22 protein-coding genes are annotated in these 23859 nt (G+C 55.0%); 8 read left to right on the top strand and 14 right to left on the bottom strand.

All coding sequences use genetic code 11. From position 1 onward, the window contains the following. Position 1: 1 nt before the first annotated feature. The 4 genes from sspA to zapE form a co-directional block, all read right to left on the bottom strand. Complete coding sequence (gene sspA / locus GM298_RS07480; protein ID WP_025756674.1) at positions 2 to 640, bottom strand: stringent starvation protein SspA; 639 nt, start codon at positions 638 to 640, stop codon at positions 2 to 4. 308 nt (positions 641 to 948) lie between these two features. After that, positions 949 to 1341 (bottom strand): 30S ribosomal protein S9, encoded by a 393-nt coding sequence (gene rpsI, locus GM298_RS07475; RefSeq protein ID WP_003860436.1) that lies wholly within the window; start codon positions 1339 to 1341, stop codon positions 949 to 951. Between the two features lie 15 nt (positions 1342 to 1356). Next, a complete protein-coding gene (gene rplM, locus GM298_RS07470) occupies positions 1357 to 1785 on the bottom strand; it encodes a 50S ribosomal protein L13 (protein WP_003860434.1) in 429 nt (142 codons plus the stop codon). A 292-nt stretch (positions 1786 to 2077) separates the two neighbouring features. Beyond that, a complete protein-coding gene (gene zapE / locus GM298_RS07465) occupies positions 2078 to 3202 on the bottom strand; it encodes a cell division protein ZapE (protein ID WP_045284729.1) in 1125 nt (374 codons plus the stop codon). A 189-nt stretch (positions 3203 to 3391) separates the two neighbouring features. Between zapE and zapG the strand changes: the two genes are divergently transcribed. The 3 genes from zapG to degS all read left to right on the top strand — a co-directional run bounded on the left by zapG (position 3392) and on the right by degS (position 6490). Beyond that, on the top strand, positions 3392 to 3790 hold the full coding sequence (gene zapG / locus GM298_RS07460; RefSeq protein ID WP_008502832.1) for a Z-ring associated protein ZapG: 399 nt from the start codon (positions 3392 to 3394) through the stop codon (positions 3788 to 3790). 171 nt (positions 3791 to 3961) lie between these two features. After that, positions 3962 to 5329 carry a serine endoprotease DegQ gene (gene degQ, locus GM298_RS07455; RefSeq protein ID WP_025756671.1) on the top strand — a complete coding sequence of 456 codons (1368 nt, stop codon included), beginning with the start codon at positions 3962 to 3964 and terminating at the stop codon, positions 5327 to 5329. Positions 5330 to 5422: 93 nt separating this feature from the next. Next, positions 5423 to 6490, top strand: coding sequence for an outer membrane-stress sensor serine endopeptidase DegS (gene degS / locus GM298_RS07450; protein WP_045284728.1), 1068 nt, complete (start codon positions 5423 to 5425; stop codon positions 6488 to 6490). Positions 6491 to 6579: 89 nt separating this feature from the next. On the opposite strand, the gene mdh is transcribed toward degS, so the two are convergent. Continuing rightward, entirely contained in the window at positions 6580 to 7518 is a 939-nt protein-coding gene (gene mdh / locus GM298_RS07445; RefSeq protein ID WP_025756669.1) for a malate dehydrogenase, read from the bottom strand. 395 nt (positions 7519 to 7913) lie between these two features. Here mdh and argR point away from each other — a divergent pair, with 395 nt between their 5' ends. The 3 genes from argR (at position 7914) to yhcN (GM298_RS07430) (ending at position 9398) form a co-directional block, all read left to right on the top strand. Then, positions 7914 to 8384 carry a transcriptional regulator ArgR gene (gene argR, locus GM298_RS07440; RefSeq protein WP_025756668.1) on the top strand — a complete coding sequence of 157 codons (471 nt, stop codon included), beginning with the start codon at positions 7914 to 7916 and terminating at the stop codon, positions 8382 to 8384. A gap of 375 nt (positions 8385 to 8759) precedes the next feature. Beyond that, complete coding sequence (gene yhcN, locus GM298_RS07435; RefSeq protein WP_025756667.1) at positions 8760 to 9023, top strand: peroxide/acid stress response protein YhcN; 264 nt, start codon at positions 8760 to 8762, stop codon at positions 9021 to 9023. A gap of 108 nt (positions 9024 to 9131) precedes the next feature. Then, a complete protein-coding gene (yhcN, locus tag GM298_RS07430) occupies positions 9132 to 9398 on the top strand; it encodes a peroxide/acid stress response protein YhcN (RefSeq protein WP_045284727.1) in 267 nt (88 codons plus the stop codon). Between the two features lie 67 nt (positions 9399 to 9465). On the opposite strand, the gene GM298_RS07425 is transcribed toward yhcN (GM298_RS07430), so the two are convergent. The 5 genes from GM298_RS07425 to aaeX all read right to left on the bottom strand — a co-directional run bounded on the left by GM298_RS07425 (position 9466) and on the right by aaeX (position 14446). After that, positions 9466 to 9738, bottom strand: coding sequence for a barstar family protein (locus GM298_RS07425; protein WP_025756665.1), 273 nt, complete (start codon positions 9736 to 9738; stop codon positions 9466 to 9468). A 45-nt stretch (positions 9739 to 9783) separates the two neighbouring features. Further along, the gene (locus GM298_RS07420; protein WP_095450661.1) at positions 9784 to 11238 is read right to left on the bottom strand and encodes an NAD-dependent succinate-semialdehyde dehydrogenase; all 1455 of its coding nucleotides are present in this window, start codon (positions 11236 to 11238) and stop codon (positions 9784 to 9786) included. A 91-nt stretch (positions 11239 to 11329) separates the two neighbouring features. Continuing rightward, positions 11330 to 13297, bottom strand: a complete 1968-nt coding sequence (aaeB, locus tag GM298_RS07415) for a p-hydroxybenzoic acid efflux pump subunit AaeB (RefSeq protein ID WP_266153861.1) — start codon at positions 13295 to 13297, stop codon at positions 11330 to 11332. A gap of 5 nt (positions 13298 to 13302) precedes the next feature. After that, on the bottom strand, positions 13303 to 14235 hold the full coding sequence (aaeA, locus tag GM298_RS07410; protein ID WP_045284724.1) for a p-hydroxybenzoic acid efflux pump subunit AaeA: 933 nt from the start codon (positions 14233 to 14235) through the stop codon (positions 13303 to 13305). A 7-nt stretch (positions 14236 to 14242) separates the two neighbouring features. Beyond that, positions 14243 to 14446: a p-hydroxybenzoic acid efflux pump operon protein AaeX gene (gene aaeX / locus GM298_RS07405; RefSeq protein ID WP_003860416.1), complete on the bottom strand. Its 204-nt coding sequence runs from the start codon at positions 14444 to 14446 to the stop codon at positions 14243 to 14245. 179 nt (positions 14447 to 14625) lie between these two features. Between aaeX and aaeR the strand changes: the two genes are divergently transcribed. Both aaeR and GM298_RS07395 read left to right on the top strand, forming a co-directional pair. Further along, positions 14626 to 15552: an HTH-type transcriptional activator AaeR gene (aaeR, locus tag GM298_RS07400; RefSeq protein ID WP_045284722.1), complete on the top strand. Its 927-nt coding sequence runs from the start codon at positions 14626 to 14628 to the stop codon at positions 15550 to 15552. Positions 15553 to 15769: 217 nt separating this feature from the next. Further along, positions 15770 to 16384 (top strand): YagU family protein, encoded by a 615-nt coding sequence (locus tag GM298_RS07395; protein ID WP_025756663.1) that lies wholly within the window; start codon positions 15770 to 15772, stop codon positions 16382 to 16384. 46 nt (positions 16385 to 16430) lie between these two features. Here GM298_RS07395 and tldD read toward each other — a convergent pair whose 3' ends face one another. The 4 genes from tldD to GM298_RS07375 form a co-directional block, all read right to left on the bottom strand. Continuing rightward, on the bottom strand, positions 16431 to 17876 hold the full coding sequence (gene tldD, locus GM298_RS07390) for a metalloprotease TldD (RefSeq protein ID WP_025756662.1): 1446 nt from the start codon (positions 17874 to 17876) through the stop codon (positions 16431 to 16433). A gap of 84 nt (positions 17877 to 17960) precedes the next feature. After that, the gene (yhdP, locus tag GM298_RS07385; protein ID WP_266153859.1) at positions 17961 to 21761 is read right to left on the bottom strand and encodes an AsmA2 domain-containing protein YhdP; all 3801 of its coding nucleotides are present in this window, start codon (positions 21759 to 21761) and stop codon (positions 17961 to 17963) included. Between the two features lie 42 nt (positions 21762 to 21803). Next, positions 21804 to 23273 (bottom strand): ribonuclease G, encoded by a 1470-nt coding sequence (gene rng / locus GM298_RS07380; RefSeq protein ID WP_025756660.1) that lies wholly within the window; start codon positions 23271 to 23273, stop codon positions 21804 to 21806. Beyond that, positions 23263 to 23856 (bottom strand): Maf family protein, encoded by a 594-nt coding sequence (locus tag GM298_RS07375; RefSeq protein WP_025756659.1) that lies wholly within the window; start codon positions 23854 to 23856, stop codon positions 23263 to 23265. Before GM298_RS07375 ends, rng begins: the two co-directional genes overlap by 11 nt. Between the last annotated feature and the right edge of the window lie 3 nt (positions 23857 to 23859).

Genomic DNA, 23859 nt, shown 5'->3' with positions numbered 1-23859 from the left:
ATTAGCCTCGGCCGAGACGCATTTCACGTTCCGGTTCAGTTAAAGATGCCAGGAAAGAGTCGCGTTCAAAGACGCGAGTCATGTAGCCCTTCAGCTCTTTGGCGCCAGGGCCGCTGAATTCAACACCCAGGGTTGGCAGACGCCACAACAGCGGCGCCAGGTAGCAATCCACCAGGCTGAACTCATCGCTCAGGAAGAACGGTTTCTGGCCAAACACAGGGGCAATAGCCAGAAGCTCTTCACGCAGTTGCTTACGCGCAGCGTCAGCTTCCGCAGCGGAACCGCTGGTAATCACGTTCATCAGCGAGTACCAGTCTTTCTCGATACGCTGCATGTACAGGCGGCTTTCACCACGCGCGACAGGGTAAACAGGCATCAGCGGCGGATGCGGGAAACGCTCATCCAGATATTCCATAATGATACGGGATTCCCACAGGGTCAGCTCGCGATCCACCAGCGTCGGTACGCTTTGGCTCGGGTTGAGATCGATCAGATCCTGAGGCGGGTTATCCTTTTCCACATGCTCGATCTCAAAACTGACACCCTTCTCGGCCAGCACGATACGAACCTGATGGCTATAAATGTCAGTAGGACCAGAAAACAGCGTCATTACCGAACGTTTGTTGGCAGCGACAGCCATGAAAACCTCCAGGTATATTCAGAATTTTTACTGCTACCGGCCCAACAGGGGCCAGCCAGATGTTGTATCGCCCATCCCAGAGAAAACACATTGTTCAAGAATCGAACAAAAAGCGAGTATTCACCGATATTTGGGCAGAAAATTGGATGATAGTTTACCAGATTTTGATGGCTTTGTGGTGAGGGGATTCTGGAAATGTGGAAAAAGAGAAGATATATGCATTGATATTGTGGATAACCTGCGCATTATCCATAAAAAAACCCGCCGAAGCGGGTTTTTCGCCAATCGTTCTGCGCAAGCAGAATGGATTAACGTTTGGAGAACTGTGGACGACGACGTGCTTTACGCAGACCCACTTTCTTACGTTCAACCTGACGAGCGTCACGAGTAACGAAGCCAGCTTTACGCAGTTCAGAACGCAGGGATTCGTCGTACTCCATCAGAGCGCGGGTGATACCGTGACGGATCGCACCTGCCTGACCGGAGATACCACCACCTTTAACAGTGATGTACAGATCCAGTTTTTCTACCATATCAACCAGTTCCAGCGGCTGGCGAACTACCATGCGGGCAGTTTCGCGACCGAAGTACTGTTCCAGAGAACGCTGGTTGATAACGATTTTACCACTGCCCGGTTTGATGAAAACGCGAGCTGCGGAACTTTTGCGGCGACCAGTGCCGTAGTATTGATTTTCAGCCATTGCCTATAATCCCGATTAGATGTCAAGAACTTGCGGTTGCTGTGCCGCGTGGTTGTGCTCGTTGCCTGCGTAAACTTTCAGTTTACGGAACATAGCACGACCCAGCGGGCCTTTTGGCAGCATGCCTTTAACCGCGATTTCAATCACACGCTCAGGACGGCGGGCAATCATCTCTTCAAAGGTCGCTTCTTTGATACCACCGATGTGGCCGGTGTGGTGGTAGTACATTTTGTCAGTACGCTTGTTGCCGGTTACAGCAACTTTATCAGCGTTCAGAACGATGATGTAATCACCGGTATCAACGTGCGGAGTGTATTCCGCTTTATGCTTACCGCGCAGGCGACGAGCCAGTTCAGTAGCCAGACGGCCCAGAGTTTTACCGGTCGCGTCAACAACATACCAGTCGCGCTGTACGGTTTCTGGTTTAGCTGTAAAAGTTTTCATTAAAAGCTTACCCAAATAATAAGTTACACGTTGGTGAACACCCAAACGTTTAGTCAGTTGAGGTTCACACGACAAAGTCCGGCAAACCTACCCCTTCGAATAGCTCATGCCGACACATAGAAAGTTTCGGGAAAAAAACCTTCTCGTAACGTGGGGTCGCAAGATTATAGAGAAGTTGAGGTCAAAGATCGACCCTTAAATGTGATTTGGAATGGGTTTTTCGAGGGTGGGTAGTGTGCGGTCTGATGCCCTCACCCCCAGCCCCTCTCCCACAGGGAGAGGGTGGCATTTATTATGGCATATGCTCAAGCTTCAGGTATTCCTCGCTCTGCATCTCCTGCAGGCGCGAGAGGCAGCGCTGGAACTCAAACTTCAGCCTTTCCCCCTGGTAGATCTCATATAAAGGTACCTCGGCGCTGACCACCAGCTTGACGTGACGCTCATAAAACTCGTCCACCAGCGCAATGAAGCGCCGTGCTTCGCTCTCCATCAGCCGGGTCATCACCGGCACATCCAGCACCATCACGGTGTGGAACAGACGCGAAAGCGCAATGTAGTCATGCTGACTGCGGGCATCTACGCAAAGCGTCGTAAAGGAGACCGCCAGCGTTTGGTTCTCAACGCCGAGGGTGGGCAACGGGCGATGGTTAATCTCAAGTTCCGGGGCATGCTCGCGCTTTGCCCCCGCCAGCGCCAGCCACAGTTTGTCCATCTGGCGGGTGGTCTCGGTATTTAACGGTGAAAGCCACAGGTGCGCCTGGGTCAACGTGCGCAGGCGGTAATCCACCCCGGCATCCACGTTCATGATGTCGCAGTGTTGCTTGATGGCGTCAATCGCAGGCAGGAAGCGAGCCCGCTGCAGGCCATTGCGGTACAGCTCGTCCGGCGGGATATTCGAGGTGGCAACCAGCGTAATCCCGCGGGCAAATAACGCTTTCATCAGGCCGCCTAACAGCATGGCATCGGTGATATCAGAGACAAAAAACTCATCAAAGCAGAGCACGTCCGTTTCCGCCTTGAATCTGTCGGCCACAATCTCCAGGGGATCGCTTTTACCCTGCAGCGCCGTCAGCTCTTCATGCACCCGCAGCATAAAACGATGGAAGTGCAGACGCTGTTTACGCGCCCCCGGCAGGCTCAGATAGAACAGATCCATCAGCCAGGTTTTTCCCCGCCCGACACCGCCCCACATATATAAACCGCGCACCGGCGTGTGCTCTGGTGGTGCTTTTTTACCGAGTAACCGCCCAAACGCCGCCTTTAGCCCACTGCTCTGCTCTGTTTCAGCGGGTCTGGCCGTGAGCGCCTGATAAATCATCTCCAGACGGCTCACCGCCTCACGTTGAACGTCATCCGGCTGATGCGTGCCCTCGTTAAGGGCCAGTTGATATCGTGATGCAGGGGACAGGTTTTGCATAATCTTATTGTTATTCCTTCAATTAACGCTCATCAGCAGGCGTGACTGATGAAAAAAAGGCCGTTCTACACTACGCGATGATACGTCAGGATTCCACTTCTGCGGAAATAGCGGTTATAGTGGCATTATCAGGCACAGGCAGGAGCCGAGCCAACACCCTACGGAACAACAAGACAACGGGAGAAGTTCATGACCTGGGAATATGCGCTAATCGGTTTAGTCGTCGGCATCGTCATTGGTGCTGTGGCCATGCGTTTCGGTAACCGCAAATTGCGTCAGCAGCAGTCACTGCAGTACGAACTGGAAAAGAACAAAGCCGAGCTGGAAGAGTATCGTGAAGAGCTGGTCAGCCACTTTGCCCGTAGCGCCGAGCTGCTGGACAACATGGCGACCGACTATCGTCAGCTGTATCAACATATGGCCAAAAGCTCCAGCAGCCTGCTGCCGGAAATGACGGCGGAAACCAACCCGTTCCGCAACCGTCTGGCAGACTCTGAAGCCGGTAACGATCAGGCCCCTGTCCAGATGCCTCGCGACTATTCAGATGGCGCGTCCGGCCTGCTGCGCGGCGGTGTAAAACGCGATTAATCGCACAACCTGAATTTATTTTACGGGCGCAGCGATTGCGCCCGTCTTTTCTTCATGACCCCAGCTATCATTTAGTTAAACACCTCATTGTTCAGCGGTTTAAAATTCAATAACATCAACGTGTTTTTAGGGCCGTTTTTCCTTTATTCCAGGTTACGAGAGTCAACATCGATGAAGAAAAAAAACCAGCTGTTGAGCGCTATCGCGTTAAGTGTCGGGTTATCTCTCTCGGCGTCCTTCCCCGTAGTGGCCGCCATTCCCTCCCAGGTGCCCGGGCAAGCGGCCGTTCCAAGCCTCGCCCCCATGCTGGAAAAAGTGTTGCCGGCGGTCGTTAGCGTACAGGTTGAAGGCACGGCCGTACAAAGCCAACGCGTCCCTGAAGAACTGAAAAAATATTTTGGCGATGAGGCTCCCGACCAGCAGGCTCAGCCTTTTGAAGGCCTGGGTTCAGGCGTCATTATTGATGCAGCCAAAGGCTATATTCTGACTAACAACCATGTTATCAGCCAGGCCGATAAAATCAGCGTTCTGCTTAATGATGGGCGCGAGTTTGATGCCAAACTGATTGGCGGCGATGACCAGAGCGACATCGCGCTGTTGCAGGTGCAAAACCCCAGTAATCTGACCCAGATTGCCATCGCGGATTCCGACAAACTGCGCGTCGGTGATTTTGCCGTCGCCGTGGGCAACCCCTTTGGTTTAGGGCAGACCGCGACGTCCGGGATCGTCTCGGCGCTGGGCCGCAGCGGCCTGAATCTGGAAGGGCTGGAAAACTTTATCCAGACCGATGCCTCAATCAACCGCGGGAACTCCGGCGGGGCATTGCTCAACCTTAACGGCGAGCTGATTGGGATCAACACCGCGATCCTGGCCCCGGGCGGCGGCAGCATTGGGATCGGTTTTGCTATTCCGAGCAATATGGCCAAAACCCTGGCGCAGCAGCTCATCCAGTTCGGCGAGGTCAAACGTGGGCTGCTGGGTATCAAAGGAATGGAGATGAGCGCGGATATTGCGAAGGCGTTCAATATTAACGTGCAGCGCGGGGCGTTCGTCAGTGAAGTGCTGCCAAACTCCGGCTCGGCAAAAGCGGGCGTGAAGTCGGGGGACGTGATCGTCAGCCTGAACGATAAACCGCTGAGCAGCTTTGCAGAACTGCGCTCGCGGATTGCCACAACCGAACCCGGCGCCAAAGTGAAGCTGGGCCTGATCCGCGACGGCAAGCCGCTCAGTGTTGAAGTGACGCTGGATAAGAGCACCTCTTCCTCCGCCAGTGCAGAGCTTATCGCTCCAGCGCTACAGGGGGCTACGTTGAGCGACGGGCAGTTGAAAGACGGAACGAAGGGGATCACCATCGACACCGTTGAGAAGAGCAGCCCTGCCGCACAGGCCGGATTGCATCAGGATGACGTTATCATTGGTGTAAACCGTAATCGCGTGCAGTCCATTGCTGAACTGCGCAAGCTGCTGGAAAGTAAACCGGCTGTGATTGCCCTGCAGGTTATGCGTGGCAATGAGTCTATCTATATTCTGTTGCGCTAAGCATTTGCGATCCCGGACATCACCGCTGCGTGTGATGTCCGGATAACTCATGTTATGCTGCAAATCGTTCCTTTTTTTCACGACACGCGCATCATGCTTTTAAAGCTCTTACGTTCTATTGTCATCGGTTTGATTGTCGCTGGCCTGCTGCTGCTGGCGTTGCCGTCTTTACGTCAGTTCAATAAACTGTCGGCTCCCCAGTTTGATAGCACGGATGAAACACCGGCCACCTATAACCAGGCCGTTCGCCGTGCCGCACCTGCCGTCGTCAACGTCTATAACCGTGGTCTGAATACCTCAGCCCATAACCAGCTGGAGATCCGTACCCTCGGCTCCGGGGTGATTATGGACGAGCGGGGCTACATTATTACCAACAAGCACGTGATTAATGATGCCGATCAGATCATCGTCGCCCTGCAGGATGGCCGCGTGTTTGAGGCGTTACTTGTGGGGTCGGATAGCCTGACCGACCTGGCTGTTCTGAAAATTAACGCTACGGGCGGTTTACCGGTTATCCCGATCAACCGTAAACGTACCCCGCATATTGGTGACGTCGTACTGGCTATCGGCAACCCTTACAACCTGGGCCAGACTATCACCCAGGGGATTATCAGCGCGACCGGTCGTATTGGTCTCAACCCATCGGGACGGCAGAACTTCCTGCAAACCGATGCCTCAATCAACCACGGTAACTCCGGTGGCGCGCTGGTCAACTCGCTGGGTGAGCTGATGGGCATCAACACCCTCTCGTTCGATAAGAGTAACGACGGAGAGACGCCGGAAGGGATCGGCTTCGCCATTCCGTTCCAGCTGGCAACCAAAATTATGGATAAGCTGATCCGCGATGGCCGTGTGATCCGCGGCTATATCGGTATCGGCGGCCGTGAAATTGCGCCTATGCATACCCAGGGCGGCGGTATCGATCAGATTCAGGGCATCGTGGTCAACGAGGTCGCACCGGGTGGTCCGGCGGCTAACGCGGGAATTCAGGTCAATGATGTCATTGTGTCGGTCAACGGCACGCCGGCGGTTTCTGCGCTGGAGACCATGGACCAGGTGGCAGAAATTCGCCCGGGTTCCATCATCCCTGTTGAAGTCATGCGCAACGATAAGAAACTGACGCTGCATGTGACCATTCAGGAATACCCGGCCACCAACTGACAGCCATAAAAAAACCGAAGCCAGTAAGTGCTTCGGTTTTTTTGCCGGGTGGCGCTAACGCTTACCCGGCCGACAAAAGCGGGTTCGTTTTATTTGTTAACGAACTCTTCGCCCAGGGTGATATCTTTCTTCAGCGTATCCAGCATGCCTTCCATCGCGTGTTGTTCAAACGCGCTCAGCGTGCCAATCGGCTTACGCTCTTCGATACCATTTTTACCCAGCAGCAGCGGCTGAGAGAAGAAACGAGCGTGTTCGCCATCACCTTCAACGTAAGCGCATTCAACCACGCCTTTCTCGCCCTGCAGTGCGCGAACCAGTGACAGACCGAAGCGCGCAGCCGCCTGGCCCATAGACAGGGTTGCAGAACCGCCACCCGCCTTCGCTTCCACCACTTCGGTGCCCGCGTTCTGGATGCGTTTGGTCAGATCAGCCACTTCCTGCTCGGTGAAGCTCACGCCAGGGATCTGTGACAGCAGAGGCAGAATGGTGACGCCAGAGTGTCCGCCAATGACCGGGACTTCAATGTCAGTTGGCTGTTTGCCTTTCAGCTCTGCAACAAACGTGTTGGAGCGGATGATATCCAGCGTGGTCACGCCGAACAGTTTGTTCTTGTCGTAAACACCCGCTTTCTTCAGCACTTCTGCCGCGATAGCAACGGTGGTGTTCACCGGGTTAGTGATGATACCGATGCACGCTTTCGGGCAGACTTCTGCGATCTGCTGCACCAGGTTTTTCACGATGCCCGCGTTGACGTTGAACAGGTCTGAACGATCCATGCCTGGCTTACGCGCCACGCCTGCAGAAATCAGCACCACGTCTGCACCCTGCAGGGCAGGACGCGCGTCTTCACCGGAGAAGCCTTTGATTTTTACAGCGGTCGGGATGTGGCTCAGGTCAACCGCCACGCCTGGGGTTACCGGAGCAATATCGTACAGGGAGAGTTCTGAGCCTGAAGGCAGTTGGGTTTTCAGTAGTAGGGCAAGCGCCTGGCCGATACCACCAGCAGCGCCGAGGACTGCGACTTTCATCCTAAACTCCTTATTATGGTTAACTTAAGTATCTGTAAATCCGTTGCGGCGACCATAATTCAGCAAGTGTTTAATTACAATTTTCGTAGCTAAAGAATTTGAGGTCGCGCGACTTTATCTCTCTTCAGATGGCTCTGACGACAGACGGCAACGCATTAAGAGGGGGTTACAATACACCCTGCCCCGCCACCAAAACAACATCATTTTGATAACATTTAATTTACTTTTAAGCTTATTTGCGTGGCGTGACCCAGGCATGTTTTCTGATAACGAAATCTGATAAAATCACTCCCTTTCATAACATTATTTCAGGCTGCTGTCTGGTAGATAATTTGCATAAAAATTCATCCACATGCATAATAATGTTGTTTCTATCGTCATATTCCGGGTGACTTATGCGAAGCTCGTCTAAGCAAGAAGAATTAGTCAAGGCGTTCAAAGCGCTACTCAAAGAAGAGAAATTCAGTTCTCAGGGAGAAATTGTTCAGGCGCTGCAGGAACAAGGCTTCGATAACATCAATCAGTCGAAAGTCTCCCGCATGTTAACCAAGTTTGGTGCGGTACGTACCCGCAATGCCAAAATGGAGATGGTCTATTGCCTGCCTGCGGAACTTGGCGTGCCAACCACCTCCAGCCCGCTCAAGAATCTGGTTCTCGATATCGACTACAACGACGCTGTTGTGGTGATCCACACAAGCCCGGGTGCTGCGCAGCTGATTGCCCGCATGCTGGACTCGTTGGGTAAAACGGAGGGTATTCTCGGCACCATCGCCGGTGATGACACCATCTTTACCACTCCGGCTAACGGATTCTCGGTGAAAGACCTCCACGAAGCGATTCTGGTGCTGTTCGAACAGGAACTGTAATCCTCTCTCCCCGTAGCACCGCTGCGGGGATCGTTCTGCTCCCCCTCTTTTTCTCCCGCTATTCCACTGCCCCTGCTTTGGCAAATAGTGCTTTTTACCACCCTTTAACATTCACTTGGTGAATGATAAATCAAAAAATCGCACAAAATATCAAAATCAAATATCCATATGATTTAATTAGAGATAACCACGTATATCGCACAAAAAACAGTCAATCTTATGCATTTTGGTTATTAAAAAAAGACCGGTTAACACGTAATAACAACAGAAACCATTAGTCTGGTATTAATTTTTGCCGTTATTAGTGTATGCTTGATTTTGTGATGAGGGTCACGAAACAAGACCCCACTAAAAAATTCGACGAGGTAAAGAATCATGAAAATCAAAACCACTGTAGCGACGCTGAGCGTCCTGTCTGTCCTGTCATTCGGTGCTTTCGCAGCGGACTCCATCAATGCCGAACAGGCGCAATCCCGCCAGGCAATCGGTACGGTTTCTGTCGGCGCGATCGGCACGTCTCCGATGGACATGCATGAAATGCTGAACAAAAAAGCGGAAGAACAGGGTGCGTCATCCTATCGCATCATTGAAGCGCGTTCAGGTGACCACTGGCACGCTACCGCAGAGCTGTATAAATAAGTTTTAGTAATAACTGAATACGTAAATCTCCACTCAACGGCACCAGGCATAAAAATAGCGGTTCAACCCTTCTCGCCGTTGAGCAAAACCTCTTCAGGAGTAAAGACTATGAAAACTAAATTGATCATCGCAACCCTCGGTCTGGCATCGGTTCTCTCTTTCGGCGCAAGCGCAGCCGTTCAGCAGGTGAACGCAGACCAGGCACAAAATCTGCAGCCTATGGGCAGTGTGTCCGTAACATCCGTTACCGGCTCGCCGATGGATATTCGTTCCGAACTTGCCGCCAAAGCTGAAAAAGCAGGCGCCAGCAGCTATCGTGTCACCGAACTGAATCAGGGTGACCACTGGCATGCTACGGCAGAACTGTACAAATAAACCCTCGTCGTATCTCATCATACGACTTGCCCCTGGCTTCATGGTCAGGGGCTTTTTTTTATCTCTTTCAATGCCGCGCGTTAAAACGCAGTTGCCCTTCCAGCTCTTCTTCCGCCTCATCGAACAGTAATATCAGTGCGCCAAAACGTCTGCGCAGCTTATCGGGCAAATGGATGAACTCGATCTCCAGCGGTAGCGGCAACAGGCTACCGGTCACCACATCCCACAGCGTATCCAGATTCGTCACGCTTTGCCGTTCAAGATCAAACACCCGGATAAATTCACGATAGAAGTCTTCCTGACTGTCGATCTCGTCAAAATCAAAGGTATAGGTTTTCATTGCCAGCCACCCAGTCCAGGCGAGCGGCATCTGCCGCCCTGTCTATTATAATCCCCCGATATGCAGGGTTTTCACTTCCAGATACTCTTCCAGCCCCAGTACGGAGCCCTCACGTCCCAGCCCTGACTCTTTGACGCCACCAAATGGCCCCAGCTCCGTGGAGACGGCGCACTCGTTAATGCCAATCATCCCGCTCTCGATGGCCTGCGAAACGCGGAATACCCGCGAGAGGTTCTGGGTGTAGAAGTAAGCCGCCAGCCCATACGGCGTGTTGTTGGCACGCTGGATCACTTCATCTTCCGAGGTAAAACGGAAGCAGGCCGCCACGGGGCCAAACGTCTCTTCTTCTGCCAGTTTCATCCCTTCATGGCAGTCACCCAGTACGGTTGGCATCCAGAAGTTCCCGCCCAGCGGGTGCGGTTTGCCGCCCGCCAGAACGGTCGCGCCCCGGGCAACAGCATCCTCAACGTGCTCGCGTACTTTGTTCACCGCCGAAGGTTCGATCAGCGGGCCAACGACAACCCCCTCCTCCAGGCCATTCCCGACTTTCAGCGCCGTGACCGCATCGGCCAGTTTATTGACAAACTTGTCGTAGACGGTTTCCTGAATATAGAAACGGTTAACGCTGACGCAGACCTGCCCGGCATTACGGAATTTATTGGCGATGGCCCCTTTAACAGCCGCGTCGATGTCCGCATCCTCAAACACGATATACGGCGCATTTCCCCCCAGCTCCATGGAGACTTTCTTCATGGTATCTGCGGCGTTACGCACCAGTGTTTTGCCAACGGCGGTCGAACCGGTAAAGGAAATTTTGCGCACCTCCCGGCTTGCCATAATCGCATCGCTGATCTCATGCGTATTCCCGGCCACGGCGTTGAGGACGCCGTCAGGCACACCGGCCTGTTTTGCCAGCGTAAGCAGCGCAAAAGCACTGAGGGGCGTGTTATTTGCCGGTTTGATGACCCCGGTACATCCCGCAGCCAGGGCCGGACCTAACTTGCGAGTGAGCATCGCCATCGGGAAGTTCCACGGCGTAATCGCCGCAACCACGCCCACGGGTTCCCGGGTCGCCAGAATACGCGAGCCGGGTTTGATCGGCGGAATAATCTCCCCGTTTGCGCGCTTGGCTTCTTCGGCAAACCACTGGATAAAGCTGGCAGCGTACTCTACTTCGCCTTCCGCTTCTTTCAGGGGTTTACCCTGCTCGGTCGTCATTAAGCGACCGAGCCAGCTTTTATTCTCAATAATCAGCTCGTACCAACGATAGAGAATGGCAGAGCGCTCCTTCGCGGTTTTGGCGCGCCATGCCGGGAAGGCTTTAGCGGCCGCTGCGATAGCGTCTTCGGTTTCCGCTTTGCCGGCTTTCGCCACTCTGGCGATGACCTCACCGGTCGCGGGGTTCAGCACATCAAACGTTGTGTCCAACGTTTTCCAGATCCCGTTGACCAGATAACCGGTCTGAAAAAGAATGTGGTCCTGTAGCGCCTGGGTCGTCATATGCCCTCCCTTTCTGAAATGTAAGAACATGCTGGAATTAAGTATAGCCACAAAAAAACCGACGCTTTTGGCGTCGGCTTTTTTACTTCAGTCAGTTATCCGTGAGGGCATTCTGGTAGCGATGCAGCATAAAGACCAGCCGTCCTACCGGCTCGGTCACCTGAGGCGGTGCTTCCCAGACCTTAAGCTTCTCCTGGTAGATATCGAGCTCCTCCAGCAGTTGCGTAAAGTAACGACGCCGTTTGTCGTCACTGCTGGCGGACAATACGTGGTCGGCAGTGCGACGCAGTTGACGGTGCCAGGCCGACAGATCGTCGTTAATCGGCACCGGCGCGTTACGCAGGCGCTGGTGTGCAATGATCATGGTCAGCGCCAGGCGGAACTTGGCGATATCGCCCGGGAACTTGTTCAGCAGTAAAAACAGCTGCTGATAGAGTGCGGGCAGGTGGTTCTCTTTCCGACGCGCCGTATTGGTGGTCATGGACGACACGGCAGCCGATACAAACTGGTTCAATAACACGCGTCCCGTTCTTGCCTGGGAGTTATCCCGTACCAGCAGAATAACCATCATCGCCAGGAAACAGCCCACCAGTTGGCCTAACGCGCTGTCGAGAAATTGGCTGAAATGGAAGGTCATCGGGTTATCCAGCACAATAATGTTAATCGTGCTCGCCAGCGCCCCCAGCGATCCGAGACGTCGTTTTTGCACCTCAATGCCGATAAAGAACGCCATCACCGCCAGGCTGATACAGAGCAGCAGCATACTCTGCTGGGTAGACGGAATGATCACCAGGAGGTAAAGCGCACCTATCGGCAATGCGGCGATGGTGCCGTACAGGAAATCAATGGCGACCATACGCGGGTTAGGCAGGCGCATCGCAAGGGCGGTAACGACGGCAATCATCACCATCGCGCCGCTGCCGGAGGTCCAGCCCGTCCACAGCCAGAACAGGGTGCCGAGCATGCAGGCCAGCGTCGTACGCCAGAAGTTGACCATCGCATGATGACGCTCGGCAGATTCTGCCTTGATCACCACTTCCCCCTGGAGCACCTCTTCTTCCGCCGCGCTGATTTTGGTGTTACCGATCACGCCGCGTTTCAGCAACAGGTAGCGCGTCGCAGCGCCGACCCAGGTGTAGATCGTCACGGGCGTATCGCGCTCCCCGGTCCAGGCGATGACCCGGCGCATGCGCTTAAGCTGCTTGTGCACGTCCTGCACCGTTTCCACCGGTTCGGCAAACAATTCGCGGAAGGTATCAGTGACCGCTTCCGGTCGGGTGTTTTGAATGAGGTAGGTTTCGCACGCCTGGGTGATAAGCGTTAATGAGACGGTGTTGAGCGCTTTAAGGCGACGGTTGGCGCGCGCCCAGCGCGACGACTCCATATTGAGGTTGCTGCGCATCCCTTCCAGGGCCTGCGTACGGCGGACCAGACCGCTCCAGGCTTTATCTACCTCTTCACTGTCACCGTGCTTAATGCATAGCTGCATCAGCTGGTACTGGGCCACAATCAGCGCGTCGAGCTCGCGATCTACTTCCTGTTTAATGGAGCGCGGAGAGAAAAGCAGGTCAGCGACAATGGCGCTGACGATACCAATCACAATCTCACTGCAGCGTTCAACCGCAAACTGCGGCGCGAGCAGCGGCTCGGACTGAATGGTGATGACAATAATCAGCGCGGTATAGCCCGCCAGTCCCCAGGCATAGGAGTTCTCGACCTTCACCAGCGAGGAGATCCAGGTACAGAACCCCGCCCAGATGCAGCACACCATCAGCATCAGCAGCGGCGTGCGGATCATCAGAATAATAATGGTGAGCGCCGCGAAACAGCCGATGAACGTCCCGATGATACGCAGCATCCCGCGATAGCGGATCGCGCCTGAATAGGGCTCCCCACCCGCGGCAAAGGCTGGGCCCGCCGCGACAATCGCCGCCGTCAGCACCGCCCAGCGAGGGGTTTCAAGCTGGAAGTGGAAGCCCACAAACAGCGCCAGCACAATGGCACACGCCAGCTTCACAGCGAAGCGAATGTGCTGGCTGGCGATGGAAAAGATACCCATAGCGGTTAACCAAACTCGCGCAGGCGATGGGCAATTTTACGGAAGAATGAGTCCTGGCTGGCGTCCCGGTCTTTTTCCCCGGTGATCACCACCGTCGCCGTGGTACCGGCAGGCCACACATTACCCTGCTGTTCGTCCAGGTGGATACGCACCGGCACACGCTGGGCCAGACGTACCCACTCAAGGTTGGAATCGACGGTCGCCATCCCTTTTGCATCGTTAGAGCTGCTGGAGTTGGTCACCCCTGCCGCGACGCTGTCCACGGTACCTTTAAAGACGCGGTTGCTGCCAAGCGGCGTGATTTCCGCCCTAAAACCGGGACGTACGCCTTCCAGCTTAGTCTCTTCCATATAGGCGAGCACGTAGAAGGAGTTCTGTTTCACCAGCGCCACAGCGGTTGAGCCGCGGGTGATAAATTCTCCGGCATAGACATTCAGGTTGGTCACCCAGCCGTCAGCGGGCGCACGGATCACGGTGCGCTCCAGATCAAGCTTCGCCAGATCGCGCGTCGCCTGCGCTTTCGCCAGCTGGTGCAGTACGGTTTGCAGCACGTTGTTGGACTGATCAATCTCTTCGCGGGACATCGCCTGAACGCCCAGCTGATTACGACGCCCGGCCTCACGACGTTTCTCTGCGGCCAGCGCCTGGTAATAGGCTACGTCCGCTTCCGCTTCTTCCAGCGCCTTCTGGTAACGCGGCTGGTCGATGGTGAACAGCACCTGGTCTTTCTTCACTAACTGGTTATCGTGAACGTTAACCGCCGTGATAAGCCCGGCCACGTCGGGAGCGATCGCCACGACATCCGCGCTGAAACGCGCGTCACGCGTCCACGGCGATTCGGTGTAATAGACCCAGGCGCGAAAAATAGCGATGAACGCGAGGATAACCAGCGCCATGGTGATGGCGGTGCGGGAGATTTTTCTTGTTAGCGTTTTCACATCAACCTCAGACAAACATGCGCGATATCAGGTAAAACAGGCAGCAATACAGCGCGGTATTGAACAATGCAGGATGCCAGACGAAATCGTAGATCCCGGTAGGAACCAGCACCTTGCGCACCAGCCAGAAAATCGCCAGTGATAAAAGCAGCTCGAAAAATATCGGTGGGAACGACAGACCGAACACCACGATAACGGGAAACAGACTCATGTTGACCTTGATAAGCGAGAGTGCAGGCTTCAGAATTTTTTAGCGTACGCCACCGCAGGAGAGCAAGAAACGCCGGGCGGGAATGGCGCAGCCGTTATGTAATTAATAATATATTAACGTAACTGTTATGCTGTTATCTATAATATGTGATCTAAATCACTTTTAAGCCAGAGTGAACAATGGAACGTTTAAAACGCATGTCGGTCTTCGCCAAAGTGGTAGAACTGGGCTCTTTTACCGCGGCGGCACGCCAGCTTCAAATGAGCGTCTCATCCATCAGCCAGACAGTGTCCAAACTGGAAGATGAGCTTCAGGTCAAGCTGCTCAACCGCAGTACCCGCAGCATTGGGCTGACGGAAGCGGGTAAAATTTACTATCAGGGCTGTCGCCGCATGCTGCATGAAGTGCAGGATGTTCACGAGCAACTCTACGCCTTTAACAACACGCCTATTGGCACCCTGCGCATTGGTTGTTCTTCAACTATGGCACAAAATGTTCTCGCCGCCATGACCGCGGATATGCTGAAAGAATACCCGGGGCTGACCGTCAATCTGGTGACGGGTATTCCGGCGCCGGATCTGATTGCCGACGGGCTGGATGTGGTGATCCGCGTCGGTGCATTACAGGATTCCAGCCTGTTCTCGCGTCGGCTGGGCAGCATGCCGATGGTGGTCTGCGCCTCAAAAAGCTATCTCGCGCAGTACGGTGTCCCCGAGAAACCCGCCGATCTCAGCAACCACTCGTGGCTGGAGTACAGCGTACGGCCCGACAATGAATTTGAGCTGATTGCCCCGGAAGGGATTTCCACCCGACTGCTGCCGGAAGGCCGGTTTGTGACCAACGACCCGATGACCATTTCGCGCTGGCTGGTGGCCGGGGCCGGGATCGCCTACGTGCCGCTGATGTGGGTGATCAACGAGATCAACAGCGGCGTGCTGGAGATCCTGTTCCCGCGCTATCAATCCGATCCGCGCCCGGTGTACGCCCTGTATACCGAAAAAGACAAGCTGCCGCTCAAGGTACAGGTATGTATTAACTATCTGACCGACTATTTTGTGGACGTGGCAGAGCTGTTTCAGGGGATGCGGGGAAGAAGAAAGGAATAAGTGATTAATTTCTGAAATATCCACGCCATTAATATTTCAGGATGAAGCAGACCTTCATCCAGGAATATTCTTTTGCCACTATCAGGAATAGCGAATTGACACTGCCGCCGCCTGCCCTTTACCTTAATAACAGTCTGGTATTCAGACTGTTATTAATTTGTTGCTGATTTGAATAATAAAATGTATTCCGCAGGATGACGTTAAACAAGGAAAAGAAATGAATATATTTGAACAAACACCGCCGTCACGCAGGCGCTATGGACTCGCCGCGTTCATCGGTTTGATTGCAGGGATTGTCTCCGCGTTTGTCAAATGGGGTGCCGAGGTCCCCCTCCCGCCACGAAGCCCCACCGATTTATTCACCGCCGCCTGTGGGCCGGAGCAATTAATAAGAGCCGCGGGTCAGATTGATTGCTCCCGTAATTTTTTAAACCCACCCTATGTTTTTTTACGCGACTGGCTGGGCGTCGTTGATCCTAACGCGGCGGTTTATACCTTTGCCGGACATATATTTAACTGGGTTGGTGTAACACATATTATTTTCTCCGTTGTCTTCGCGGTGGGATATTGTGTAGTTGCTGAAGTCTTTCCGAAAATTAAACTCTGGCAGGGTTTGCTGGCGGGTGCATTAGCCCAGCTTTTTGTTCATATGATCTCCTTCCCGCTGATGGGGCTGACACCACCGCTGTTTACACTTCCCTGGTATGAGCACGTGTCAGAGATCGTAGGTCATCTGGTCTGGTTCTGGTCGATCGAGATCATTCGTCGCGATTTACGCAACCGCATCACCCACGAGCCGGATCCGGAGATACCGCTGGGTCACTTACGTTAAAAAAAAGGCGCTACCCGGTAGCGCCTGTTTTTTATGTGAACGCAGGTCAGGCCGTACCGCCCACCGTCAGGTTGTCCACTTTCAGCGTTGGCTGGCCCACGCCAACCGGCAGGCTCTGGCCCTCTTTACCGCAGACGCCGACGCCGTTATCGAGCCTGAGATCGTTACCGACCATAGAGATCTGCTGCATGGCTTCAATACCGGAGCCAATCAGCGTTGCGCCTTTCACCGCTTTGGTCACTTTGCCTTTCTCGATCAGGTACGCTTCTGACGTGGAGAAGACGAACTTCCCGGAAGTGATGTCCACCTGGCCACCGCCAAAGTTTGGCGCAAAGATACCGTAATCAACGGATTCGATAATCTCCTGTGGCGTCGATTTGCCCGGCAGCATATAGGTATTGGTCATGCGCGGCATTGGCAGGTGCGCATAGGATTCACGTCGGCCATTACCCGTTGGTGCAACGCCCATCAGGCGCGCGTTGAGTTTGTCCTGCATGTAGCCTTTCAGCACGCCGTTTTCAATCAGCACATTGTACTGGCCTGGGGTGCCCTCATCGTCGATAGCTACCGAGCCACGACGATCGCGCAGGGTACCGTCATCCACCACGGTGCACAGCTCAGAGGAGACAAGTTGCCCGATCTGACCGCTGAATACGGACGTACCGCGGCGGTTAAAATCGCCTTCCAGACCGTGCCCTACCGCTTCATGCAACAGCACGCCCGGCCAGCCGGCACCCAGCACCACCGGGAATGACCCCGCCGGTGCCGCGACAGCATTCAGATTCACCAGCGCCATGCGCACGGCTTCTTTTGCCCACGCGTCAGCGCGCGCTTCACCGTCAACATCCCCCAGGAACCAGTCATAGCCGAAACGACCGCCGCCGCCGCTGGAGCCGCGCTCGCGTTTGCCATCATCATCGACCTGCACGCTGATGGAGAGACGCACCAGCGGACGCACATCCGCCGCCAGGGTACCGTCAGTGGCCGCAACCAGAATCAACTCGTACACACCGCTCAGGCTGGCTGAGACCTCCTGCACGCGTTTATCGGCAGCACGCGCCACTTTGTCTACGCGGCGCAGGATATCCAGCTTCTCTTCACGGCTCATGCTCTGCAGCGGATCGATGGTGGTATAGAGCGCAGAGTGCGACACTTCACCCAGAGTTTTCACGCGACCATCGCCGGTATCACGCACAATGGTACGCGCGGCCTGCGCGCTCTGCTCAAGTGCGGTCAGGCTAATCTGATCGGCATAGGCAAAACCGGTTTTCTCGCCGCTGACGGCACGAACACCCACGCCCTGATCGATGTTATAAGAGCCATCTTTGATGATGCTGTCTTCTAAAACCCAGGATTCGTGATAGCTCGACTGGAAATAGAGATCGCCGTAGTCGAGACGGCGTTCGGTCAGTTGACCAAGAATGGAGAACAGGTCCTGATGGCTCAGGCCGTTCGCTGCGAGCAAATGTTCACTTACCAGGTTCAGACTCATCGTATTGCTACTCGTTCGTTGCCGCCCGTGGCGGTATAAAGATCGTATTTATTGAGAGTGAGGCAATTACCTGCCCACGTCAAATCATTGCTGTGCATCTTTGCGCGGCTGGCGCAGCACCTCGTTAATCTGCGGTTTATCCACCGGACCGGTAATGCGGTAGCGCAGAATGGAGACCTTGCTCCACAGCGGCCCCAGCACTTTGCTGGCGGCAAACACCGCCGCACCGACAATCGGGTTCACCACAAAGGCCGCCGCCACACCCACGCTGGCGGAAATTTCCGGCGCCACCACGGCTTCCATATCCAGCTCGCGACGCACGAGGTTGACCGAGCCTTTCATGGCGATATCCGCTTCGAGGCCGTCCACCAGCGTGTCGTCCGTATGCATCACGCCGTCCTTGATCCACGCCGTACTGCGGATGGAGTCGTAGTAGAACCCTTCGCTGAAGGTATCGCTGAAATCGAAGCGCAGCTTACGCAGCAGCGCATCAAAGCTCAGCAGGCGCAGGATCTGCCCTGCACGCCCCGTGCTCACGTCAGCGATTTCACCTTTGCCGAAGCGGGTTTTCAGAATGCCGTTCAGCGAAGCCTCATCCGGCTTCCACGGTGCGTCACGCCAGTGAAGATCGTAATCGACGTCAAATGACGAACCGCGCAGCGGTGTACTGATACCAAAGAAATTGGTGGCCGCATCCAGTTTGTTACCTTTAATGTCGCCTTTCAGAGACGTTCGTTGTTCCCCGGGATTATTCACCCATTTCCCTGCGGCGGTCATGCGACCAAAACCGGTATCAACCAGGCCGCCGGAGAGCTTCAGCGTGTTTCCATCAATGGCGAAATCACCGTCGATACGGCCATATTTTTGCCCCCACAGCCAGCACTCCGCACAGCGCAGCTGGAGATCGGGCCAGCCGCTAAAATCAACGTGGGATGTCTTGCTCAACGGCGATGTCTCGGCCGGCGAGTTTTTCCCGCTCGCGCTTGCCGGGTTGTAATAGAGATAGCGGATCGCCGCTTGCCATGGGGCGTTATCGCGCATGGTCAGCGTACCGTTGATCTCCCTGCCCTGAGCCTCCACTTTCGAGCCGTTAGCGGTGGGCTGAGACACGATGCTCAGGTTGTTCCACTGCTGCCCGCCCAGCATCAGCGACGGGGTGCGTACGGTAATGGTTTGCGGGAACTGGGCCGATTCATCAACGTTTTGCCCCACACCTTTCTGGAACAGTGCCAGCCATTCTGCACCGTCCATTGGCGGGAGATTAAGCTCAATGCCCGACTGCTGCGGCAGCGGTGGCGTGGAGCGGCTATCCGTCGTCCAGATGGCTTTATCGAGGGTGAGCTTGCGGTTAAGCAGCCAACGGCTGTTGAAGTGGTTCATCCCGCCCGCGTTTCCGGTCAGCTCGAAGCTGTTCAGGTTGCCGTCAACGTTCAGCTTCACCGGCAGCGGCTGTCCGGGCTGTTTATCCAGCGGTGCTGGCAGCTGGCTCTGCAGGTTTTTCAGATCGCCCGTAATGTCGACCTGATAACGCGCCTCCGCGTGATAAGGCAGATCGATTGCAACCTTGCCCTGCCAGGCGACCGCGCCATTCACTGACGACTCAATCGGCTTCGGTAGGACATCCATGCGCGATGGCTGCCAGTTACCGTTCAGATTGACGGCCACCTGATACGCCTTTTCCCCCTCGGTCGTCGAGAAGTCAATATTCACAGGCTGATTAAACCAGCTGGCGGTCAGCGGCTCGCTTTTCAGGTTACCGTTCTCAAAACTGAACTGCCCGCTGAGGTTTTTCAGGGTGCTCTCAAGGGGTTTGATATACAGACTGTTGTTCTTCAGACGGACGTCGCCTTTGGCGGTAGTCATTTCGCCGTCCAGCGGAATATCAAGATGTAAGCGAGCATTCACATCGCCATCAAGCTGGAGCTGCTGCAGCGTCGCCGCCAGCGACGCTTTTAGCGGCGTCTCCTCAAAATAGGGCCCCACGGCTTTACCCGGACCGTTGATGTCGGCATCAATCAGCAGTTTCTCTTTTGAATAGTCGGGGATGTTTGCCGTCAGGTTGCTGGCCGTCACGCCGCCCAGCGCCACGTTGTCTGACTTCATCCACAATCCGTCATTGAGGAAATTAAGCTCAATGTCCAGGTTTTTCAGCGCCGGCCAGCCCGGCTGAAACGCGAAGGTGGCGTTGTGTAACGGCACCAGTACCTGGAACTGACCTTCATTATGTTTGTACGGGAAAAGATGTGGATTGCCACCGTAAACCAGCGTGGCATTATCGGCCTGACCGCCCTGAATGGCACCGCTCAGATAATCTACCAGCGCTTTACCCATCAGGTTTTCCGGGAAATAACGCCAGGCCTGAGAGCCATCAGTGGTACTGATCCCCGCCAGGATCCCCAGCCAGGGTTCATCACCTGCTGGCTGCAGATAGCGGAAATCGCCACGGGCATGTACGGCTTTGGCTTTAACGTCGATATGGCGGCCATCAAGCTGGAAACCTTTATCGTTACGGAGCCAGTTAAGCACCGCGATGCCCTGTTCAATTTCCAGCGGCGCGCGGAACACCGTCTCGTAAGGCATTCTGGCGTCGTGCATATCAACCGTCAGCCGGCCGTCTTCCACGCTGCCTTCCAGCTTGCCGCTAAAGTGTTCCGCCCCCGGCAGCAGCTTCCACTGCTTCCAGGCAAGATCTTTCCACGAGGCCTGAAAACGGGTCTTTTCCGTTGCCTGCAGCGGGATGTCGAGCGCCAGGGCGTCTATCTTCCCGCTCGGCTGCGTGGCCAGCCAAATCTCACCGAGATCCGGGGAGAGCTTTGCGGCCATCGAGCGCAGGCCTTCAATGGCACCGAGATCCAGATTGCTGGCGCGGATGCGCAGTTCATCGCTGCGTTTGTTTGCCACGCCGCCGACATCCTGCTCCGGCATCCAGGCCAGCGTCAGCGCGCCGCGCGGCCAGGCCTTGCCGTCCATGGTGATACGCGTATCCGGAATGGCGAACTGCCACCCCTCTTTCTCCTGGGTTACGTGCGCCGTAAGGTTATCGACGGAAAGCTGGTGCTGCTGGTTTTCACCTTTCCAGCTTGCGCCACCCTGCTTGAGCCAGATATCCCCGCTGGCAAATTCGCCTTTCGTCAGGGTCAGCCAGCCTTCAAGGCTGAAACGGGCGGTTTCCAGCTGCATATTCTGCTGGATCCACTCCCCCAGCCACGGCTTCACATCCACATCGTCGGCCTGCAGCCAGACTTTGCCGTTGTTGAGCAGACCGTCATCATCCCGCAGATCCATGCGTACCTGCATGACGCCGTGCTGACCGTTCAGGCTGGAGAGACTCACCTGCCCTTCAGCGCGGTGCCGGTTTCTGCCGTTGAGCCAGGTCAGCTGTGGGATCGCCAGTTCCGCGCGCTGTCCAGAGAGGGTAATAAAGCTCACCTCGCTGTCGCGCAGATCGAAATGATCGAACTGGCGCAGGAAAAGATCGCTAAATCGGTTGGCCTCAAGCCCCTGACTGCTGTCGCCACCCGAGATGGGGGTATTGGTCAGAAACTGGAGCTGATAAAAGGTGAGATCGCGAAACTGCCAGCGCAGATGCAGCAGGCTTTGCCAGACATCGAGCGCCAGGGTCACGCGTTTGATTTTGAGGTGGCCGCCATCTTTCAGGCTGGCATTAATATCCCGGGCATCGAGCGTCGGGCCAAAGTTCTGCCAGCTGGCGCTTATCTGGCTGACGTCCACCGGCACGCCGGTGGTGGATTCGATTTTTGCCAGCAGTTGCGGACGCCAGCTGTCCAGATGCGGTAAAACGAGGCGTAGCCCACTCACGAGCAACGCGACAATCACGACCAGCGTTGCCCCTGTAAGCAATAAAATCCCCGGCAATCGCCTCACGCATCTCTCCTTGTCAGCTTTGGTCACACAGCGAACTGCGTCTTACATCATCACGACGTCGAACTGCTCCTGGTTATAGAGCGGTTCAATTTGTACTTTTACCTGTTTGCCGACAAAAATTTCCACCTCCGCCAGCGCGTGTGACTCTTCGCCTTTCAGCGCTTCAGCCACCGCAGGGGAAGCATAGACCAGAAAACGATCGGAGTCGTAGGCATGATGAACGCGGACGATTTCACGCATAATTTCGTAGCAGACGGTCTCAACCGTCTTTACCGTTCCGCGTCCATGGCAGGTTGGGCATTCATTACACAGCACATGCTCCACGCTTTCACGGGTACGCTTACGCGTCATTTCCACCAGCCCCAGCTGTGAGAACCCGTTGATGCTGGTCTTCACGCGATCCTTACTCAGCGCCTGCTCAAGCGAGTGCAGCACGCGGCGGCGATGGTCTTCATTACTCATATCGATAAAGTCGATGATGATAATACCGCCCAGATTACGCAGACGAAGCTGACGCGCAATGGCCTGCGTGGCTTCGATGTTGGTGTTAAAGATGGTGTCATCCAGGTTGCGATGGCCGACAAACGCGCCGGTATTGATATCGACGGTGGTCATCGCCTCGGTCTGATCGATGATCAGGTACCCGCCAGATTTCAGCTCGACCTTACGCTCCAGCGCACGCTGGATCTCGTTTTCGACATCATACAGATCGAAGATCGGCTGACGCCCCGTGTAATGCTCCAGCAGGCCTGGCATCTCCGGAATGTACTCGGCGGTAAATTCCAGCAGGGCTTCGTAAGTCAGGCGAGAGTCTACGCGAATGCGGTCAAGCTGTGCATCGGCAAAGTCACGGAGAACACGCTGAGCAAGGGCCAGCTCACCATAGAGCTGGCAGCGGGTCTGATTGCGTTTTTTACGCTCCATCACTTTGGTCCAGACGCGCTTCAGGTACGCCGCGTCGGACGCCAGGTCTTCTTCGCTGATCCCTTCCGCGGCGGTACGGATGATAAATCCGCCCTGTTCATCGCAGTACGCGCTGACCACTTTTTTAAGGCGCTCACGCTCGCTTTCGCTCTCAATACGCTGCGAAACGCCCACGTGCGACGCGCCAGGCATAAAGACCAGATAACGGGAAGGTAAGGTGATGTCGGTGGTCAGACGGGCGCCTTTAGTGCCGAGGGGATCTTTCACCACCTGCACCATCAGATCCTGTCCCTGACGCACCAGCTCAGAAATATCGCGCACGGCAAACTGTTTTTGCTCTTCGCCGGCGACGCACTCGGTGTGCGGCATAATATCGGAGGCATGTAAAAATGCCGCCTTATCCAGTCCAATATCTACAAAAGCCGCCTGCATACCCGGTAGTACACGACTGACACGACCTTTGTAGATATTGCCTACTATTCCGCGCCGCGCTTCACGCTCAATATGAATTTCCTGAAGAATGCCACCATCAATGTAGGCCACACGGGTTTCCGATGGCGTTACGTTTACCAACAATTCAGCCGTCATAATTATCCCTTCCCTCACGCAGTGAGTTAAAATTGCTCAGCAACTCATACGTTTCCACCAGCGGTAAGCCGACTACGGCGTGATAGCTGCCATTAATCTTCCTGACAAAACAGCCACCCAGCCCCTGAATACCGTATGCACCTGCCTTATCCATCGGTTCACCGCTGGCAATATAAGCGGCGATCTCGTCGTCGGTAAGTACTCTGAATGTCACATCCGTCACCACCAGGCAATCCAGCACGTGCTGACGGTCAGCCAGCGCGACCGCCGTCATCACCTGATGCGTTTGTCCGGACATTTTGCGCAGCATGCGCGCCGCATGATCGGCATCGCAAGGTTTCTCAAGCACTTCACCGTTAAGGATAACGATGGTATCTGCTCCCAGCACGGGAAGATCGCGCGGTACACTGGCGACGCCAGCCTGCGCTTTCTCGCGCGCCAGGCGCGACACGTACTGTTGAGCACTTTCGCCCTCGGCACGTTTTTCTTCAATGCCGGTCACGATGCGTTCAAAAGATACCCCTAACTGCGCCAGAAGTTCCTGGCGGCGCGGGGAGCCGGAAGCGAGATACAAAGACGTCATAGA

This window comes from Enterobacter sp. HSTU-ASh6, assembly GCF_026319105.1.
In the GTDB taxonomy this organism is placed as follows: domain Bacteria; phylum Pseudomonadota; class Gammaproteobacteria; order Enterobacterales; family Enterobacteriaceae; genus Enterobacter; species Enterobacter sichuanensis.
Note: the sequence above shows the minus strand (reverse complement) of the source record. Positions and strands in the feature narration are given on the sequence as shown.

Bases quoted from the DNA above. Each gene is read 5' to 3' on its own strand.
- sspA (WP_025756674.1), bottom strand. From the start codon at position 640: ATGGCTGTCGCTGCCAACAAACGTTCGGTAATGACGCTGTTTTCTGGT.
- rpsI (WP_003860436.1), bottom strand. From the start codon at position 1,341: ATGGCTGAAAATCAATACTACGGCACTGGTCGCCGCAAAAGTTCCGCA.
- rplM (WP_003860434.1), bottom strand. From the start codon at position 1,785: ATGAAAACTTTTACAGCTAAACCAGAAACCGTACAGCGCGACTGGTAT.
- zapE (WP_045284729.1), bottom strand. From the start codon at position 3,202: ATGCAAAACCTGTCCCCTGCATCACGATATCAACTGGCCCTTAACGAG.
- zapG (WP_008502832.1), top strand. From the start codon at position 3,392: ATGACCTGGGAATATGCGCTAATCGGTTTAGTCGTCGGCATCGTCATT.
- degQ (WP_025756671.1), top strand. From the start codon at position 3,962: ATGAAGAAAAAAAACCAGCTGTTGAGCGCTATCGCGTTAAGTGTCGGG.
- degS (WP_045284728.1), top strand. From the start codon at position 5,423: ATGCTTTTAAAGCTCTTACGTTCTATTGTCATCGGTTTGATTGTCGCT.
- mdh (WP_025756669.1), bottom strand. From the start codon at position 7,518: ATGAAAGTCGCAGTCCTCGGCGCTGCTGGTGGTATCGGCCAGGCGCTT.
- argR (WP_025756668.1), top strand. From the start codon at position 7,914: ATGCGAAGCTCGTCTAAGCAAGAAGAATTAGTCAAGGCGTTCAAAGCG.
- yhcN (WP_025756667.1), top strand. From the start codon at position 8,760: ATGAAAATCAAAACCACTGTAGCGACGCTGAGCGTCCTGTCTGTCCTG.
- yhcN (WP_045284727.1), top strand. From the start codon at position 9,132: ATGAAAACTAAATTGATCATCGCAACCCTCGGTCTGGCATCGGTTCTC.
- GM298_RS07425 (WP_025756665.1), bottom strand. From the start codon at position 9,738: ATGAAAACCTATACCTTTGATTTTGACGAGATCGACAGTCAGGAAGAC.
- GM298_RS07420 (WP_095450661.1), bottom strand. From the start codon at position 11,238: ATGACGACCCAGGCGCTACAGGACCACATTCTTTTTCAGACCGGTTAT.
- aaeB (WP_266153861.1), bottom strand. From the start codon at position 13,297: ATGGGTATCTTTTCCATCGCCAGCCAGCACATTCGCTTCGCTGTGAAG.
- aaeX (WP_003860416.1), bottom strand. From the start codon at position 14,446: ATGAGTCTGTTTCCCGTTATCGTGGTGTTCGGTCTGTCGTTCCCACCG.
- aaeR (WP_045284722.1), top strand. From the start codon at position 14,626: ATGGAACGTTTAAAACGCATGTCGGTCTTCGCCAAAGTGGTAGAACTG.
- GM298_RS07395 (WP_025756663.1), top strand. From the start codon at position 15,770: ATGAATATATTTGAACAAACACCGCCGTCACGCAGGCGCTATGGACTC.
- tldD (WP_025756662.1), bottom strand. From the start codon at position 17,876: ATGAGTCTGAACCTGGTAAGTGAACATTTGCTCGCAGCGAACGGCCTG.
- rng (WP_025756660.1), bottom strand. From the start codon at position 23,273: ATGACGGCTGAATTGTTGGTAAACGTAACGCCATCGGAAACCCGTGTG.
- GM298_RS07375 (WP_025756659.1), bottom strand. From the start codon at position 23,856: ATGACGTCTTTGTATCTCGCTTCCGGCTCCCCGCGCCGCCAGGAACTT.